The 15,637-nt window shown below is 69.9% G+C and carries 17 protein-coding genes and 1 tRNA gene; 6 read left to right on the top strand and 12 right to left on the bottom strand.

The window, feature by feature from the left end; genetic code table 11:
• Positions 1-18 precede the first annotated feature (18 nt).
• From JOE64_RS08690 to idi, 7 genes are read right to left on the bottom strand one after another with little or no spacing between them, the layout of a single operon-like run.
• Positions 19-909: a prenyltransferase gene (locus tag JOE64_RS08690; protein WP_204963889.1), complete on the bottom strand. Its 891-nt coding sequence runs from the start codon at positions 907-909 to the stop codon at positions 19-21.
• Entirely contained in the window at positions 906-1,223 is a 318-nt protein-coding gene (locus JOE64_RS08685; protein WP_204963888.1) for a lycopene cyclase domain-containing protein, read from the bottom strand. The genes JOE64_RS08690 and JOE64_RS08685 overlap by 4 nt, the downstream gene beginning before the upstream one ends.
• On the bottom strand, positions 1,220-1,570 hold the full coding sequence (locus JOE64_RS08680) for a lycopene cyclase domain-containing protein (protein WP_204963887.1): 351 nt from the start codon (positions 1,568-1,570) through the stop codon (positions 1,220-1,222). Before JOE64_RS08680 ends, JOE64_RS08685 begins: the two co-directional genes overlap by 4 nt.
• Positions 1,571-1,572: 2 nt before the next feature.
• Positions 1,573-3,135, bottom strand: coding sequence for a phytoene desaturase family protein (crtI, locus tag JOE64_RS08675; protein ID WP_204963886.1), 1,563 nt, complete (start codon positions 3,133-3,135; stop codon positions 1,573-1,575).
• Complete coding sequence (locus JOE64_RS08670; RefSeq protein ID WP_204963885.1) at positions 3,132-3,992, bottom strand: phytoene/squalene synthase family protein; 861 nt, start codon at positions 3,990-3,992, stop codon at positions 3,132-3,134. Before JOE64_RS08670 ends, crtI begins: the two co-directional genes overlap by 4 nt.
• A complete protein-coding gene (locus JOE64_RS08665; RefSeq protein WP_204963884.1) occupies positions 3,989-5,056 on the bottom strand; it encodes a polyprenyl synthetase family protein in 1,068 nt (355 codons plus the stop codon). Before JOE64_RS08665 ends, JOE64_RS08670 begins: the two co-directional genes overlap by 4 nt.
• The gene (idi, locus tag JOE64_RS08660; protein ID WP_204963883.1) at positions 5,053-5,613 is read right to left on the bottom strand and encodes an isopentenyl-diphosphate Delta-isomerase; all 561 of its coding nucleotides are present in this window, start codon (positions 5,611-5,613) and stop codon (positions 5,053-5,055) included. The genes JOE64_RS08665 and idi overlap by 4 nt, the downstream gene beginning before the upstream one ends.
• A gap of 71 nt (positions 5,614-5,684) precedes the next feature.
• On the opposite strand from idi, the gene JOE64_RS08655 reads away from it, so the two are divergent.
• Positions 5,685-6,152, top strand: a complete 468-nt coding sequence (locus JOE64_RS08655; RefSeq protein WP_271202531.1) for a MarR family winged helix-turn-helix transcriptional regulator — start codon at positions 5,685-5,687, stop codon at positions 6,150-6,152.
• Positions 6,153-6,232: 80 nt separating this feature from the next.
• On the opposite strand, the gene JOE64_RS08650 is transcribed toward JOE64_RS08655, so the two are convergent.
• Positions 6,233-6,306, bottom strand: a tRNA-Met gene (locus JOE64_RS08650).
• Positions 6,307-6,387: 81 nt separating this feature from the next.
• On the opposite strand from JOE64_RS08650, the gene JOE64_RS08645 reads away from it, so the two are divergent.
• Positions 6,388-6,903, top strand: a complete 516-nt coding sequence (locus tag JOE64_RS08645) for a DUF6328 family protein (RefSeq protein ID WP_204963882.1) — start codon at positions 6,388-6,390, stop codon at positions 6,901-6,903.
• On the top strand, positions 6,900-7,709 hold the full coding sequence (locus JOE64_RS08640; RefSeq protein WP_204963881.1) for a carbon-nitrogen hydrolase family protein: 810 nt from the start codon (positions 6,900-6,902) through the stop codon (positions 7,707-7,709). The genes JOE64_RS08645 and JOE64_RS08640 overlap by 4 nt, the downstream gene beginning before the upstream one ends.
• A gap of 19 nt (positions 7,710-7,728) precedes the next feature.
• On the opposite strand, the gene JOE64_RS08635 is transcribed toward JOE64_RS08640, so the two are convergent.
• Positions 7,729-8,934 (bottom strand): aminotransferase class I/II-fold pyridoxal phosphate-dependent enzyme, encoded by a 1,206-nt coding sequence (locus JOE64_RS08635; protein WP_204963880.1) that lies wholly within the window; start codon positions 8,932-8,934, stop codon positions 7,729-7,731.
• Between the two features lie 129 nt (positions 8,935-9,063).
• Here JOE64_RS08635 and JOE64_RS08630 point away from each other — a divergent pair, with 129 nt between their 5' ends.
• Positions 9,064-10,758, top strand: a complete 1,695-nt coding sequence (locus tag JOE64_RS08630; protein ID WP_204963879.1) for a S1C family serine protease — start codon at positions 9,064-9,066, stop codon at positions 10,756-10,758.
• A 108-nt stretch (positions 10,759-10,866) separates the two neighbouring features.
• Here JOE64_RS08630 and JOE64_RS08625 read toward each other — a convergent pair whose 3' ends face one another.
• The 3 genes from JOE64_RS08625 to JOE64_RS08615 form a co-directional block, all read right to left on the bottom strand.
• Complete coding sequence (locus tag JOE64_RS08625) at positions 10,867-11,085, bottom strand: SCO4848 family membrane protein (RefSeq protein WP_204963878.1); 219 nt, start codon at positions 11,083-11,085, stop codon at positions 10,867-10,869.
• Entirely contained in the window at positions 11,082-11,342 is a 261-nt protein-coding gene (locus tag JOE64_RS08620; protein ID WP_204965118.1) for a hypothetical protein, read from the bottom strand. Before JOE64_RS08620 ends, JOE64_RS08625 begins: the two co-directional genes overlap by 4 nt.
• An 89-nt stretch (positions 11,343-11,431) precedes the next feature.
• Entirely contained in the window at positions 11,432-12,373 is a 942-nt protein-coding gene (locus tag JOE64_RS08615; RefSeq protein WP_239531731.1) for a hypothetical protein, read from the bottom strand.
• Between the two features lie 448 nt (positions 12,374-12,821).
• Between JOE64_RS08615 and JOE64_RS08610 the strand changes: the two genes are divergently transcribed.
• Positions 12,822-14,087, top strand: coding sequence for an ATP-binding cassette domain-containing protein (locus JOE64_RS08610; protein WP_271202532.1), 1,266 nt, complete (start codon positions 12,822-12,824; stop codon positions 14,085-14,087).
• Entirely contained in the window at positions 14,063-15,619 is a 1,557-nt protein-coding gene (locus tag JOE64_RS08605; protein ID WP_204963877.1) for a hypothetical protein, read from the top strand. Before JOE64_RS08610 ends, JOE64_RS08605 begins: the two co-directional genes overlap by 25 nt.
• The last annotated feature ends 18 nt before the right edge of the window (positions 15,620-15,637 follow it).

Raw genomic sequence — 15,637 nt, 5'->3', positions numbered from 1 at the left:
ATCGCGAGCCGTGACGGCTCACGACGTGAGCAGCCACCACCAGATCAGCAGCAGCGTGACGGCGAAGCCCGTGAACTGATTGAGCCAGAGGAACCGGTCCCACCCCCGCGTGGCTGTGGAGGCGGTGGCATCCGACACGCGTCGGAACGGCCACACGGTCGCGAGGTAGGGCACGACCAGCAGAGCCGCGAGCGGGCCGGGCCATGCGGAGCCCAGCACCGCGAGCCCGGCCAGGGCGTAGGCGACGAGGGCGACGCGCACGGTGGCCGCCGGCCCGAAGGCGGTCGCGATGGACGCGATGCCGGCATCCCTGTCGGCGGCGACATCCTGCACTGCACCGAAGGCGTGCGAGGCGACGCCCCAGAGGAAGAACGCGACGATGATCGCGACCAGCGGCCACGTCCACGCCGATCCCGCGAGGACGAGTCCGTACACGGCAGGCGAGAAGAAGTGGATGCTGCTGGTGATCGAGTCGGCCACCGGACGCTCTTTGAGCCGCAGCGGAGGTGCCGAGTAGAACACGACGAAGAACAGGCTCGCCGCGAGCACCAGCCACGAGAGCGGCGAGCCGAGAACGACCAGCGCGACGACGAACGGCAGGCAGGTCAGCGCCGCCGCCCACAGGGTGATGCGGTGCAGCCCCTGGTCGAGCACCGCCCCGTGGGCACCGCCCTTGCGCGGATTGCGGAGGTCGGACTCGTAGTCGAACACGTCGTTGATCCCGTACATCGCGAGGTTGTAGGGGACGAGGAAGAAGAGCGTGCCGACGATGAGTGCCGCATCGATCTGTCGTGCGCTGAGGAGGTAGGCCGCCGCAAACGGGTAGGCGGTGTTGATCCAGCTCACGGGGCGCGACGACAGCAGCAGTTGGCGCACGAGAGCGGGGCCGCGCGTCGACGACACGCTCATGCGCCGTCCTCCCGGGGGATGCGCGGCGAGAGCAGGCACCGCAGCGACGGCAGCAGGAACGCGGCGGCGATGGGATAGGAGAAGTCCTCGATGGGCGCCAGGCCGATGCGGATGCCGCTGATCAGGTGATCCGGGTAGGTGAACAGCCCCACCGCGATCATCACGTTGTCGAAGACGGCGGTGAGACACACGAGTGCGACCGCCGCGACCGCCGAGGCGCGCAGTCGCCGGCCCGCATCGGGGCGAGAGAGCGTCGCCGCGGTGATGACGGCCGTGACGATCAGGAAGGGGATGGTGAGCAGTGCGTACGTCATGCGGTGCCTCCCCGTTGCACGCGGCGTTCGACGCGGTGGCGTAAGCGCCATCGCGACCACGCGGCCTGGGCCACGAGCGCGAGGTGGCACAGGAACGCGAGGAAGACGGGCTCTTCGACCGGCATGTGCGGGAAGAGCTCCACCCCGATGAAGAGAGGGCTGCCGCCGCGGACGAACACGCCCGAGGCGATCCCGACGGCATCCCACGCGACGAAGAACAGAGTCCCCAGTGCGACGGCGATTGCCGTCGGCACGGGCTGGGCCCAGAACGCGAGACGGAACCGCGCATCGAGGGTCAAGATGCCGGCGACCGAGACGAGCAGCGCCGCGAGGTAGAGACCCGGCATCGTCAGGTCGCCGTGGGGGAGGGCTCGGGCAGACGCGCAGCGGTTCGGTCGCCGCGGAGCCGCTTGACGACGAGTTCGGCCGAGATCAGGCACATCGGCAACCCGATGCCCGGGAGTACCGACGTGCCCGCGTACAGCAGTCCGTCGACGCGACGCGAGACGTTCTTGGGCCGGAACATCGCGCTCTGCCGCAACGTGTGCGCCATCCCCAGCGCACCGCCGCGGAACGCGCCCAGGTCGGATGCGAAGTCGGCGGGCGAGATCGTCCGACGCACGCGTATGCGATCGCCGAGGTCGGGGATGCCGGTCCATGCCGAAATCTGGGCGATCACCCGGTCGGCCGCTCGCTCGATCGTCTCGTCGCCGGCACCGTCGACACCGCCGTGGCCGAGCGACGGATCGGCCGGCATCGGGACGAGGACGAAGAGGTTCTCGTCGCCGGCGGGAGCGACGGTGGGATCGGTCGCAGAGGGGCGGCAGATGTAGATCGACGCGGGATCGGGGATGCGAGGCGTCTCCCCGAAGATGTCGTCGAAGTTGCTGATCCAGTCCTGTGCGAACAACAGCGTGTGGTGCGCGAGCTGGGGGAGTTCGCCCTCCACGCCGAGAAGGAGGAGCAGTGCACCCGGTCCTGGATTGCGCTTGTCCCACCACCGCGGCGAGTAGCTGCGGTGCGGCTTCTCGAGAAGCCGCGTCTCGGTGTGATGCAGATCCGCCGTGGAGACGACGATGTCGCTCCGATGCTCCGAGCCGTCGGTCAGGCGCACGCCGCGAGCGCGACCTCCCTCGACGAGGATCCGTTCGACCGGTGACGAGGTGCGCAGGGTCGCACCGGCACCGGCGGCGACACGGGCCGCCGCGGCGATCAGCTCGGTGAACCCGCCCTGGGGGTACAGCACCCCGTCGTCGAGATCGAGTCGGCTCATCAGGTGGTAGAGCGCTGGCGCTGTGGAGGGGGATGCCCCCAGGAACACCGCGGGATACCCGAGGACCTGGCGCAGCAGGGGGTCGTCGAACGAGCGAGCGACGTGGCGTTCCAGCGACCGCGTCAGCAGGGGGACGAGCTCCGGCACGCGCCGCACCACGGCAGGGTCGCGTAGGCCCTCCGTGGACGCGTAGGTGTCGTACAGGAATTTCGACACCGCGAGGTCGTAGGCGTCGGCAGCCGAGTCCAGGTACGCGTCGAGCCTCGCTCCCGCGCCCGGCTCCCGTGCCTCGAAGAGGTCGTGAGCCTCACGTCGGCCGGACACGATGTCCAGCGGCGTGGACGGACCGGTGCCCTCCGGCTCGGGATAGACACGATAAGCCGGCGTCAGAGGAACGAGATCGAGCTCGTCGGCAGCGGTCGTTCCCATGAGCCGGAAGAAGTGCTCGAACACGTCGGGCATGAGATACCAACTCGGGCCGGTGTCGAAGCGGAAGCCGTCTCGCTCCCACGATCCCGCGCGTCCCCCGAGCTCATCGCGGGCTTCGAAGAGCGTCACCTGCCATCCGTCGCGCGCGAGGAGAGCCGCCGTCGCCAGACCGGCGATCCCGCCGCCGATCACACTCGCCGACCCGGTCATGCCCGGCTCCTGCGGGGAGGCCGTCCGGCGATCGCCTGCGCGGCGATCGCGACCTTCACGGGCGAGGGCACCGACACCCGGATATCGACGGCGTCGGGATCGCGCAGGCGCCGGGCCAGTTCGGCGAACAGACCGTGCGCCGTCGTGACGGCGCGGCGACAGTCGACCGGAAGGAGCGGGATGGTGCGGGCCGCGGCATCCAAGTCGTCGTCGATCCGCGCGAGAACCGCCTCGCGGGTGCGCGCGTCGTCGTCGTCGATGCCGAGATAGTCCCGCCCGAGCCGGCCCCGGTCATCGGCCCGATCGCGCAGGAAGTTCACATCCTGAAAGGCCGCGCCCAGGCGGCGCGCGCCCTCGACGAGCTCGTCGGGAACCGCCAGGGGGGTCGTGCGCCCCGCGTTCACGAACACGTGCAGACACATCAGCCCCACGACCTCGGCCGATCCGTAGACGTACTCGTCGTGTGAGGCGGCGTCGTGCTCGGCGCGGCTGAGATCGGTGCGCATCGACGCGAAGAAGGGTCGGACGAGGTCGCCGCCGATGCCGCATTCGCGGGCGGCGCGGGCGAACGCGTGCACGATGAGGTTCGCACTGAATCCCCGCGTCAGGGCGATCAGGGTCTCCGCCTCGAGATCGTCGAGCAGCAGGCGCTGCGTCGATGCGGGAACGCCGGCAGAGGCCGCCGCCCCGTCGACGATCTCATCCGCGACACGCACCAACGCGTACACGTTCCGCACGTGGGCACGCACGCGCGGCCCCAGCAGTCGACAGGCGAGGGCGAAAGACGTCGAGTAGGTGGCGATGACGGCGGCCGCGGCATCCTCGGCGCACCGGTCGTACAGTGTGGGGACGGTCACGGAATGCGCTCCTCGATGACGGCCGCGATGCGCGAGAGCAGGGCGACGGCGGGGGTGGGGAGGTCCGGTGACGCGGCGCGTGCGCGCGCCCGGTGCAGGGCTGCGTGCACGAGTGCCTCCACATCGTCACGGGCACCGCTGGCCTCGAGCTCGCGCTGCGCGCGACGGATGGCGATCGGGCCCGTATGCGCCACGGCGAGAGCCGATTCCACCTGCGGCCACGCGTCGCGGCGACGCGCCAGGCCGATCAGCGGAGTGCGCTTCGCCTCGCGCAGATCGGCGCCCGGCTCGCGTCCGGCCTGTCGGCGTGTGCCGAAGGTCCCGATGAGGTCGTCGACGAGTTGGAAGGCGAGACCGAGATCCGCCGCGGCCGGCGCCAGCTCGGCGCGCGCGGCGAGAGAGGCGCCCGCGAGCGCCGCACCCGCGAGCAACGGCGCCTCGAACGTGTAGGCGGCCGTCTTCGCGCGCGCCACATCCAGGAGATCGTCGGTGTCGGGAACGTCGGAGCGCAGGGTGTTCTCGACGTCCGCCAGCTCGCCGGCCACAGAGACGAGGATCGCGTCGTCCAGGATGGCGAACAGCTCGGTCCGGACGGCGATGGACAGGTCGGCGGTGGCGATGAGGCGGCTGGCCTCGGCGAGCAGGAGATCACCGGCAAGCACCGCGGCGGCATCGCCGAGAAGTGCCGCGTCGGACGACGTCGCCCCGAACTGCAGCGCACGCGTGCGGAAACGCCCTCCGACGTTGGGGATGCCACGTCGCTCGAGGTCGCGATCGATGAGGTCGTCGTGCACCACGAACGCGGTGTGCAGCACCTCGAAGGCTGCGGCGACCTGCCAGAGGGCCGGCTCTGACGTGGAGGTGTCGTCGCCGACCAGCGCGCGGAACGCAGCGACGACGAGCCGTGGGCGGAGGCGTTTGCCATCCGCGCCCGCCGCGGCAGCCGCATCCGCGAGCGCCACGGCTCCGGCGCCCAGCGGGGCCGCCCGTTCGCGCAGGCGTTCGAGTGCAGCGGAGACGGCGGCATCGATCGCCGCCCGGTCCTCGTCGCTGAGGGCGATCATCGGACGGATGCCGCCGGGTTGGGGGAGAGGCCGTCGAGCTGTGCCATCTGCAGCACGAGCCACGGGCTGAACGCCCACGGCGTCGCGCGTACGGAGGCGGCGAGGGCAGCGGGGGATTCCCAGACCGCTTCGACGACCTCGCGTCGGTTCGGCGTCGGCTCGTCGTCGACCACCGCGGTGTACACGGGACACACCTCGTTCTCGACGACGCCGCTCGCATCGACAGCGCGGTAGCGGAACGAGGGCAGCACGATGCGCACGTCGCGCAGGATCAGGCCCAGCTCGTGCGCGGCGTGCCGGTGGACCGCGTCGACGACAGCCTCTCCGGGGCGCGGATGACCGCAGAACGAGTTCGTCCATACTCCGGGCCAGGTCCTCTTGTCGAGGGCGCGGCGGGTGAGGAGCGTTCGGCCGTGGGCGTCGTACACGTGGCAGGAGAACGCCAGGTGGAGGGGTGTATCGCTCCCGTGCACCTCCGCCTTGGGCGCGCTACCGATGGGGTTCCCTTCGTCGTCGACGAGGACGACCAGATCGGCGGCGGTATCCGTAGGGGGCACGACTTCTCCTTTTTGCTAGTTAAACTAGCGAATGTCAGCGATACTACCTGTGCAGAAACGAGGTGTCCACCGTGGGCGATGATTCCGAAAGTGCGGTATCGAGGGACGAACTCGTGCGCGCGACGCTGATGGCGATGCGCGCGTTCGGCGACGCACTGGACCGGATGCACGGCGGCATCCGGGGTGATATGGACATGAACGCCAGCGATCTCGCGGCGCTCCGCATGATCGTGATCCGCGAGCAGCGCGGCGAGTGGGTGTCGCCGCATGAGATCGCGGACCACCTGGCGATCTCGACCGCGTCGACGACGAAACTGCTGGATCGCCTCGCGGCCAGGGGTCATATCGAGCGACTGCCGCATCCGCGGGATGGTCGCGCGCGCATCGTGGCGATCACCGACTCCGCGCGGCAGGAGGTCGGTCGACACTTCTCTCAGCGCATGGGGCGGATGCGCGCGGCGATGGAGTCGTTCGACGACGACGATCTGCGAGCCGTCGTCCGCTTTCTGGGCGAGATGGAGCACGCTGTCGTCGAGTGAGGGGCATCGCGATGTGCGCCGCGGGCATGACGAAAGCCCCTCTGATCAGAACTTCTTCCGATCAGAGGGGCTTTCTCTTGTTGCGGGGACAGGATTTGAACCTGCGACCTCTGGGTTATGAGCCCAGCGAGCTACCGAGCTGCTCCACCCCGCGGCACAAGAAGTTAGCCTAGCACGGATTTGTCGAGATGTGTGCACGTTGCAGCTTTCCGTCCGGCCAGGGGAGGATATCGGCATGTCTTCCGCGTCGATCGGTGTCCGTGCGGCACGGCCTGTGACCGACGCCGACGGCCGCGACGAGACGGCGAACGAGCGTGCCGATCGGAACTGGAACGAGGTGCTGCAGGAACTCCGGGTGATGCAGACGGGAACGCAGATCCTGGCCGGCTTCCTGCTCGCTCTGGCGTTCCAGCCGGCGTTCATGGATCTCGACGCTCGGCAACGTGCGTTCTACCTCGTCCTCGTGGTCCTCGCGACCCTCAGCGCGGTCGTCGCGCTCGCCCCGGTCGCGCTGCACCGGGCGCTGTTCGCGCGACGCGAGAAGCAGATCGTGGTCGCATTCGGGCACGGTGCGCTCGTGTCCTCCCTCGTGACCGTGGCGCTGCTTCTCGTGGGCGTCCTCGCGTTCGTCGTCGACATCGTGCTCGACGCGAGGGCCGCATGGATCGTGGGAGCCTCCGCCGCGACCGTCGTCGCCGTGCTGTGGATCGTGATCCCGCTGATCCTGCGCCGACGCGGAGCGGCGAGATGACGCTCTCGTCCGGAGTGGGAGTCGCCGTCGCGCAGTTCGCGCCCACGGCAGACGAGGCGACGAACCTCGAGATCGTTCGCGACCTCACGACGCGCGCCGCGTCGCGTGGCGCGCGGGTCGTGCTGTTTCCCGAGTACGCCAGCTACTTCGTCGATCCGATGGACGAGTCCCTTCGGGCGCACGCGCAGGATCTCGACGGACCGTTCGCGGCGGCGCTCTCGAGCATCGCCGAGCAGCACGGTGTGACCGTCGTCGCCGGCCTGTTGGAACGAGGTGCCGGCGCGCGCGTGCGCAACACGATCGTCGCGGTGGATGCCTCGGGCGTGCAGGCGACCTCGCGAAAGCTGCATCTCTACGATGCGTTCGGCCAGCGCGAGTCCGACTGGGTCGAGCCGGGTGCCATCGGCGCGCCCGAAACGTTCGACGTCGACGGAGTGCGTTTCGCTCTCATGACCTGCTACGACCTGCGCTTTCCCGAGGTGCCTCGCGTGCTCGCCGACGCCGGCGCCCACGTCATCCTCACGGCGGCGGAGTGGGTGCGCGGTCCGCTCAAGGAGCACCACTGGCGCACGCTGCTGCACGCACGGGCGATCGAGAACACGCTCTACGTCGCGGGGGCCGACCATCCACCGCCGCTCGGGGTCGGCTCGTCCATGGTCATCGACCCTCAGGGGGTCGAGATCGCGGGAGTGGGCGTCGCCACCGACGTCGCGGTCGGCTTCGTGGATGTCGGGGTGATCGATCGTGTACGGAGCGTGAATCCCGCTCTCGAGCTGCGTCGGTTCCGCGTCGTTCCGCGCGTCTGAGGCTGAGCGTGCGTCGCCCTCAGACGAGGGTGCGCAGGCGAGCGGATGCCTCGGAGATCACCTCGGTGCGTTTGCATGCCGCGAAGCGCACCAGCGAGGAATACTCGGCGCGGTGGTCGGCTGAGGCGAAGGCGGTGAGGGGAATCGCGACCACCCCGGCCCGCTCCGGAAGACGGCGGCAGAAGTCGCCGCTGTCCTCGCCCTCGGCGAGGAACGGCGTCGCGTCGGCGACGGTGAAGTACGAACCCGTCGGGACGGACACGGTGAACCCTGCCGCGCGCAGACCCTCGCCCAGAAGGTCGCGCTTGTCTCGCAGCCTCGTCGCGATGCCCGCGAAGTAGTCGTCCGAGAGGCCGAGGCCCACGGCGATGGCGGGCTGGAACGGTGTGCCGTTCGTGTACGTGAGGAACTGCTTGACCGCGAGGACCGCATCGACGAGGTCAGCGGGTCCGGTGATCCAGCCGATCTTCCAGCCGGTGGTGGAGAAGGTCTTCCCGGCAGACGAGATCGTCAGCGTCCGTTCCGCGGCGCCCGGAATGGTCGACAGGGGAACGTGCGACGCGTCGAAGACCAGGTGCTCGTACACCTCATCGGTCACGATGACGGCGTCGTGACGCTCCGCGAGGCGCACGATGCGCTCGCGCGTTGCAGCTGAGAACACCGCGCCGGTGGGGTTGTGCGGATCGTTGACGAGGATGAGTCGGGTCCGGTCGGTGACGGCACGCTCGAGATCCTCGGGAGCGGGCTCGAAGTCGGGGAACCGCAGCGGAACCGGAACCAGACGTGCCCCCGCCAGGGCGACGCACGCGGCATAGGAGTCGTAGTACGGCTCGAACACCACCACTTCGTCGTCGGGCGAGGTGACGAGCGCGAGCAGAGCTGCGGCGAGAGCCTCGGTGGCCCCGGCGGTGACCAGCACCTCGCGGTGCGGATCGACCTGCAGACCGTAGAACCGCTGCTGGTGGGTCGCGATGGCCTCGAGCAGGACCGGCATCCCTCGTCCGGGCGCGTACTGATTCACGCCAGACGCGATCGCCTCACGCGCCGCATCGAGTACCGCGGCGGGTCCGTCCTCGTCCGGAAAGCCCTGACCGAGGTTGATGGCGCCGGTTCGCGCCGCGAGGGCGGTCATCTCGGCGAAGATCGTGGGCTGAGGCTCGCCGGCGGGCCCGAGAAGCCCCGCCCCGGATGCCGCGCGGCGCCATGCGCCGGGTATCTCTCGCATCCCACACACGCTACAGCGACCGGGCCGTCTCGCACGGGTGCGGACACATAGGTTCGTGGGAGTGCGGGCATATGCAACGCACAGGATGCGGCGCCATGCTGAAGGTGTCTTGGGAAGAAGGAATCACTGATGAGCGACAACACCCCTACCTCGAACGACCCGCAGCCTCTCGACGACGCCACGCTGCGACCCCCGCTGCCGGCGCAGACCGCTGCCGACGCCGCCTCGGGCGCACCGGCGCCGGCCGCTCCGGCCTCTCACTCGACCGATGTCACTGGCGCGCCCGCGGCACCTGCCGGGCACGCGGCCGAGGCGACGTCGCCGGCCGCGGCGGCCTCCGCACCGGAGGCTCCCGCCACGGCAGCTCCCACCGCTCCCGTCGCCGGTGGAGTCGCACCGGCGACGGGCCAGCCTGCGCCACGCTACGGCGAGTACGCGTCTCAGGCGCCGTACTCGGCTCCGGGCGCGCCTGCGGCAGGCCCGCAGGGCTCGCCGTCGTACGGGCATCCCACGTCTGCCTATCCCACGGCTCCGTACGGTACGGAGCAGACGGGACCGGCGTACCCCTCCGGTCACGCTCTGGGTGTGGCCCCGGCACCTGCCGCAGAGTCGGCGAGTGCGCCGACTGCGAAGATCGGCGCGGGTCGGATCGTGGGCATCATGGTCGCCGCGGCGCTCGTGGGCGGCGCGGCCGGAATCGGCGGTGCCGCCGCCGGCGCCTCCTTCCTGCCGCAGTCGCAGACGGTGGTCACGAGCGGTCCGGCCGCGGTCACGGTCAACAACACCGACTCGGTCAACCAGACGACGGCGATCGCCGCGAAGGTCGTTCCGTCGGTCGTGACCATATCGGCGTCGGCCGGCTCGTCGGGCGGTACGGGCTCCGGTGTCGTACTCACCGCCGACGGCTACGTCGTCACGAACACGCACGTCGTGACGCTCGACGGACAGGCAGCGGATGCGAAGCTGTCGGTCACGACGTCGGACGGCAAGGTGTTCGCCGCCACGATCGTCGGTACCGACCCCACCTATGACCTCGCGGTCATCAAGCTCACCGACGCGTCGGGTCTGACACCGATCGACTTCGGCGACTCGAGCAAGCTGAACGTCGGTGACCAGACGGTCGCCGTCGGCGCACCGCTGGGTCTGTCGAACACGGTGACGACGGGCATCGTCAGCGCACTCAACCGCTCGATCCAGATCGCGTCCTCGGCGGCGCCCGAGGGCGACGCTCAGGAGCAGGCGCCCCAGCCTGGACAGGGCGGCTCGCCGTTCCAGTTCGACTTCGGTCAGGGACAGCAGCAGTCGGCGAAGAGCTCCATCTCGATCGCCGTCATCCAGACCGACGCGGCTATCAACCCCGGCAACTCGGGCGGCGCTCTGGTCAACGGAGAGGGAAAGCTGATCGGCATCAACGTGGCGATCGCCTCTGCGGGCAGCTCCAGCTCGGGCGGTCAGTCCGGTTCGATCGGCGTCGGCTTCTCGATCCCCTCTGATATCGCCAAGCGCGTGACCGACGAGATCATCAAGAACGGTGTGGCCACCCACGGCCTGCTGGGCGCGATGGTCGGCGACGCGGCATCCCAGCAGGGTGCGACGACCGCCGGTGCGTACATCAGCGAGGCGACGGCCGGGGGAGCGGCGGCGAAGGCCGGCCTGAAGAAGGGTGACGTCGTCACCTCGTTCAACGGCGTTCCCATCACCAACGCGACCGATCTGACGGCGCAGGTGCGTGCGCTGGCGGGTGGCAGCACGGCCAAGCTCGTGTACGAGCGCGACGGGGCCACCGCCTCCACCGAGGTCACCCTGGGCACCCTCAGCAAGTGAGCGACGGATCCCGGCCGCGGGATCCCGATACGCAGAACGCCACCCCGCGGGTTTCGCGGGGTGGCGTTCTGCGTGCCGGAAAAGGGCGCTGAACAGGTGAGGCGTTCGTCAGGCCGTGGTGAGGGCGATCACACCCGCGACGACGGAGACGACCGCGATCACCAGCGCCACGCCGACGAGGATTCCGTGCACCACGAGGAACCGGGTCGGTGTGCCGTCGGCGGTGCGGGCACGAGGATCTTTCGCGACGCGCGCGTAGAAGCGCGGCCAGACGAGGGCGTTGAAGGCGGCGTTGACGAACAGCAGCGTCGCGAGCAGCGGGATCACGAGGCATCCTCATCGTCGGCTGTTCGCGCGTCGGATGCCTGCTCGCCCGATGACGGAACCGTGCCGGCGCCCGAAGCGTCGGTCGCGACCGCGAACACGTTCAGCGTGATCTGCGTTCCCGGCTCTGACAGTCCCAGCGCGGACGGTGCCGTCACGCCCTCGGGAAGCGTCTCGGCGGGAGCGCGCGGCTCCCACGGCTCCGCGGGGAGGCCCGCCCATTCGGTCGGGTCCTCGGGTCTGCTCTGGAAGATTCCCATAGCCCCATTGTGCGCCCGAGGGTCGTCGATGACCGCACCGGGGCGACGGCCGTCTCGGGGGCATCGGGGCCATCGGGGTCGAGGAAGCCTCAGGGCAGGGACGAGTCCTCGGCCGTGTCGTCCGTCGGTTCCGGACGGCGGCGGCGAGGGGAGGCGGTCGCCCGGACGACGGCGGTGCCCACGGCATCCGTGACCCTGCGCCCACCTGCACCGATCGCTGCGCCCGTGCGACGCACGGCTCCGAACGCGGCCGATTCCACCCGGGCGGTTCCGGGTCGGGGCTCCAGTTCGGCGGGGTAATGCGCGGGCGGTACGCCGAACGCTTTCCGCGCGCCGATGACGACCCGTCGGCCCAGCAGATGATTGCCGGTCCCTCCGATCGCGGCACCGATGCCGAACGGCAGTGCTTTGCCGATCACCGACGCGCTTCCCTTCGCAGCGAACTGGCGCACGAACGCCGTCTTGAGACGATCGACGAGCGGCCCGACCGCCGCGCGGGGGAGTGACTTCGTCACCAGCTCGCCCCAATACGTCGACCGGTTCTTTCCCGTTCCGGAGACCTGGCGGCCCAGCTGCGCGACGAGGTCCACGCCTTCCTGACCGAGCATGAGAGTCAACACGAGCGCGCGCGCTCGGTCGGGGTTCTGCACCGGGATGCCGTGCAACTCGGAGAGCGACTGGGCGAACAGCGCGGTGGCGTCGAGGAAACCGATCGTCTCGACGCCCGAAAGCGCCAGGGTGACGCCGGTTCCGATCCCGGGGATCACGGCCGTCGCGCCCACCGCCGCACCACCGGTCGTGACGGCTGCCACATAGCGGCGCTCGAGCATGCGCACGATGTCGGCGGTCGAGGCGTCGGGGTGGCGCAGTCGGATGCTCCGCAGATGCGCGACCACCGCGGGCCGCTGCACCCGCAACGCGCCGTCCAGTACACGGATGGCATACGGATGCTCGGTCGATCCTTCCGGGGGAAGGCCCCCGGCCCAGGCGGAATCGTCGGACATCGAGTGGATGCGGTGGACCTTTGCCATATCAGGCACGATCCTATGCAGGCTCGCTGAGAGCAACCCCCGTGCCGCACGTTGCGTTCCGCGACGCACCTGTGCACACCTCCCCGCGGGTTCCGGGGGCGCTTGCTAGGTTGGGTGGGTGACCCCGTCTCTGCCGCGCCCCGAGAACGACGAGGGTACGCAGAGCCCCGCTGTTCCGCCCCGTCCGTCGCTTCCTTCGCGACCACCGCTTCCGGCGGTGAGTGCCGCCGAAGCCGCCGCGCGGTCGCTCGTCATCGATACGGACGCTTCTGTCGCGGCCCCGGTTTCGCCCCCTCCGCCCCCGTCCGTCCCGGCAGCCGTGGCCGCTGCCCGGTTCGAGGCTTCTTCCGACACGGATGGGCCGGACGAGATCGTGGCGGAATCCGTTCCTGACGCATCGTTCGATGAGGATGCGGCAGGTGCCCTCGGTGCGCAATCGCCCGCATCGGTGAGCGAGACCGATGCCGATGCCGATGCCGATGCCGATGCACTCGAGGGTGTCTCTGCTCTCCCGCCGATCGGCGAGGTCGACCCGGAGGCCGCCGCGACCGACCTGGAACGCGACGCCGAGAACGAGACCGATGCGGAACGCCACGCCGAGCTCACGCGGGAAAGTGACGTCGAGCCCGAGGCTGAACCTGCACGCGCCGCCGAGCCTCAGCCGGAGTTCGACGCGGACCCCGAGATCGAGCCCGAGCCGGAGCCTGAGCCGGAGTTCGACGCGGACCCCGAGATCGAGCCCGAACCTGAGCTCGACGTGGAGCCTGAAATCGAGCCTGAGCCTGAGCCCGAGCTCCTCACGGTGCCCGGCTTCGTGGCGGTTGCGGTCGAAGAGGATTCTCGGATCGACGCGTCCGATGAGGCATCCACGGATCTCGACGACGATCGGGTCGTGACCGAGCTGTTCTCGGCAGACGACTCTGCGGCCGTCGACGACGACGACCCGGCTGCCGTCGTCGCCGCGATGCAGCTGCAGGGCGTGTCGAAGTCGTTCGGGCAGACGCATGCGGTCGAGGGGATCGAGCTGAGCGTCGCGCCCGGCACCTTCTACGGGATCGTCGGTCCCAACGGTGCCGGCAAGACCACGACGCTTTCGCTGATCGCCGGACTGCTCCGCGCTGACACGGGCACGATCCGCGTCGCCGGAATCGACCTGCGCGCCGCGCCCCGCGAGGCGAAGCGGCAGATGGGCATCCTTCCCGACCGCCTGCGGACGTTCGACCGTCTCACCGGCCGTCAACTGCTCCATTACTACGGCGTGCTGCGCGGCCTGCGGTCCGCGGTCATCGAATCGCGAACCGCCGATCTCGCACGCGCATTCGATCTCACCGACGCGCTCGGCCGACAGGTGTCGGACTACTCGACCGGAATGACGAAGAAGATCATGCTCGCGGGCGCCATGATCCATTCCCCCCGTGTTCTTGTGCTCGACGAGCCTTTCGAGTCGGTCGATCCCGTGTCGTCCGCGGTGATCCTCGACATCCTGAAGGCCTACGTCGACCACGGCGGCACCGTCATTCTCTCGAGCCACGGGATGGATCTCGTCGAGCGGGTCTGCGACGGGGTAGCGGTGATCGTGTCCGGCCGGGTGCTCGCGCACGGCACGGTCGACGAGGTGCGGGGCGAGGGCACGCTCGAGCAGCGGTTCATCGAACTGTCGGGCGGTCAGGGCGACGTGGAGGGCCTGGAGTGGTTGCACACGTTCTCCGACTGAGGCTCGACCTTCTGGTCGGTGCGCTGCGCGGCGCCCCCCGGCGCACGGTGCGGTCGCTCATCGGAGTCGCCTGCGTGGTCGTTGCCGTCGTCGGGGTGTTCCTCGCCACGGCGCGGCTGCAGGGCTCCAGCGACGGCACCGTCGACGCGGTCGCGGTGATCGCGGGTTCGGCCCTCACCGGAGGGCTGTTCGCCGCGGCGCTGGTCGGCGGGCTCGACGACCAGTTGGACCCGCGTCGCTTCTCGGTGCTGGGCATGAGTCCGGCCTCGGTGGCGGGTTCGGTTCTTCTCGCCGGCGTCATCAGCGTGCCGGTGTGGGGATTGATCGCCGTCACGGTCGCCGTCGGTGCGCTGTGGCGCAGCCACGGGGCATCCGCGCCGATCACCGTCCTCGCGGGGGCTCTCAGCGTCCTCACGTGCGTTCTGGCGATCCGGGTGGGTCTCGCGCTCGCGAGCCTCGTCCTGCGTGTTCGCCGCTCGCGCGAGCTCAGCGGTCTTTTCATCGTGGCGTTGCTGATCGTCGTCGTGCCCGTCGCGGTCTTCTTCGTCTCGCTCGATTGGGACGGCCAGGTGCCGTCGGCGCTCGCGGATGCGGTCCGACTGCTGTCGATGACTCCGCTCGGCGCGAGCTGGGCCATTCCCGGCGCGTCGCTCACGGGCTCGTTCGCGGGCCCCGTCGTCGTCGCCGTGCTGACCGTCCTCGGCCTCGGCGCACTCTGGATGTGGCTCGTGCGCGTGCTGCTCACGACCACCGAGCGCCCCTCATCGGGCAGAGAGCGCGCCGGCCTCGGCTGGTTCGCGCTCACGCCGGGCACGCCCGCCGGAGGTGTCGCCGCGCGGAGCCTGATCTACTGGCTGCGCGACCCCCGCTACCTCGTGAACCTGATCATCGTGCCGATCGCCGCGATCGTCGTGGTGGCGCCCCTGCTGGTCGTCGGCGTTCCCGTCTCGTACATCGCGCTCATCCCCGCGCCGTTGATGGCGCTGTTCTTCGGCTGGATCGCCCACAACGACCTCGCCTACGACTCGACGGCGCTGTGGATGCACGTCGCGAGCGGCGTCCGGGGGACGTCGGACCGAATCGGTCGTCTCATCCCGGTGATCGTGATCGCCATCGCCGTGCTCGCCGTGGCGATTCCGATCTCGACCTCGTTCCATGGTCGCTGGGCGGTTCTGCCCGCGCTGATCGGCGTGTGCGCAAGCCTCTTCCTGTGCGGCCTGGGACTATCGTCGCTGTCGTCGGCGCTTGCACCCTACGCGGTCTCACGGCCCGGTGATAGCCCGTTCCAGCAGCCGCAGCGCACCAGCGGGGGTCTCGCTCAGGGGGCCGTCATCGTCGGCGCACTGGTGCTGAGCGTTCCGGCGCTGTGGTGGGCGTGGCGCTCGCTCGGGGGCGACGAGGCATCCGCGTGGATCGCGCTCTGGGGCGGATCGGCGATCGGGCTGGTCGTGCTCGTCGGGGGAGTGTTCGCCGGGGGAGCCGTCTTCGATCGCTCCGGCGGACGGCTGATGGAGTTCGTCGAGTCGACCTGACACGCAGGCCCTGGCCCG

Origin of the sequence: Microbacterium dextranolyticum (assembly GCF_016907295.1) — a bacterium.
Lineage (GTDB): Bacteria > Actinomycetota > Actinomycetes > Actinomycetales > Microbacteriaceae > Microbacterium > Microbacterium dextranolyticum.
The sequence above is the reverse complement of the archived record's forward strand: the minus strand, read 5'-3'. Positions and strand labels throughout refer to the sequence as shown.

Excerpts from the sequence above, each read along its gene's own strand:
- JOE64_RS08690 (WP_204963889.1), bottom strand. The coding sequence starts at position 909 with ATGAGCGTGTCGTCGACGCGCGGCCCCGCTCTCGTGCGCCAACTGCTG.
- JOE64_RS08685 (WP_204963888.1), bottom strand. The coding sequence starts at position 1,223 with ATGACGTACGCACTGCTCACCATCCCCTTCCTGATCGTCACGGCCGTC.
- JOE64_RS08680 (WP_204963887.1), bottom strand. The coding sequence starts at position 1,570 with ATGCCGGGTCTCTACCTCGCGGCGCTGCTCGTCTCGGTCGCCGGCATC.
- crtI (WP_204963886.1), bottom strand. The coding sequence starts at position 3,135 with ATGACCGGGTCGGCGAGTGTGATCGGCGGCGGGATCGCCGGTCTGGCG.
- JOE64_RS08665 (WP_204963884.1), bottom strand. The coding sequence starts at position 5,056 with ATGATCGCCCTCAGCGACGAGGACCGGGCGGCGATCGATGCCGCCGTC.
- JOE64_RS08645 (WP_204963882.1), top strand. The coding sequence starts at position 6,388 with ATGTCTTCCGCGTCGATCGGTGTCCGTGCGGCACGGCCTGTGACCGAC.
- JOE64_RS08640 (WP_204963881.1), top strand. The coding sequence starts at position 6,900 with ATGACGCTCTCGTCCGGAGTGGGAGTCGCCGTCGCGCAGTTCGCGCCC.
- JOE64_RS08635 (WP_204963880.1), bottom strand. The coding sequence starts at position 8,934 with ATGCGAGAGATACCCGGCGCATGGCGCCGCGCGGCATCCGGGGCGGGG.
- JOE64_RS08630 (WP_204963879.1), top strand. The coding sequence starts at position 9,064 with ATGAGCGACAACACCCCTACCTCGAACGACCCGCAGCCTCTCGACGAC.
- JOE64_RS08620 (WP_204965118.1), bottom strand. The coding sequence starts at position 11,342 with ATGGGAATCTTCCAGAGCAGACCCGAGGACCCGACCGAATGGGCGGGC.
- JOE64_RS08615 (WP_239531731.1), bottom strand. The coding sequence starts at position 12,373 with ATGGCAAAGGTCCACCGCATCCACTCGATGTCCGACGATTCCGCCTGG.